Origin of the sequence: Vibrio sp. HI00D65, assembly GCF_001635455.1 — a bacterium.
Taxonomy (GTDB): Bacteria; Pseudomonadota; Gammaproteobacteria; order Enterobacterales; family Vibrionaceae; genus Vibrio.
Genome location: NZ_LWEH01000537.1, coordinates 1 through 340, shown reverse-complemented (window position 1 = coordinate 340; position 340 = coordinate 1). Strand labels below are relative to the sequence as shown.

The 340-nt window shown below is 43.5% G+C and carries 1 protein-coding gene; it reads left to right on the top strand.

The annotated features are described in order from the left end of the window. Positions 1 to 336: UbiA family prenyltransferase (locus A3712_RS23325; RefSeq protein ID WP_197465903.1), on the top strand; the 336-nt coding region annotated here is incomplete at its 5' end. Between the last annotated feature and the right edge of the window lie 4 nt (positions 337 to 340).

Here is a 340-nt window from a genome sequence, read left to right as displayed (position 1 = left end):
CTGTGGACAATCGCTTACGACACTCAATATGCGATGGTTGACCGAGATGATGATCTTAAGATTGGTATCAAGTCGACAGCGATTTTGTTTGGCCGTTTCGATAAGTTGATTGTTGGCTCACTGCAGTTAGTGACTTTAGCGATGTTGATTGCGTTAGGCATGCATTACCACCTAGGTGATACTTTCTACTGGGCACTGTTGGTAGCAGGTGGTTTGTTTGTTTATCAACAACACCTGATGCGTCATCGCGATCGAGATTTATGTTTTCAAGCCTTCCTCAATAACAACTATGTAGGAATGGCCGTCACCATAGGTTTGTTCATTACCTTCTGGTAAGCGA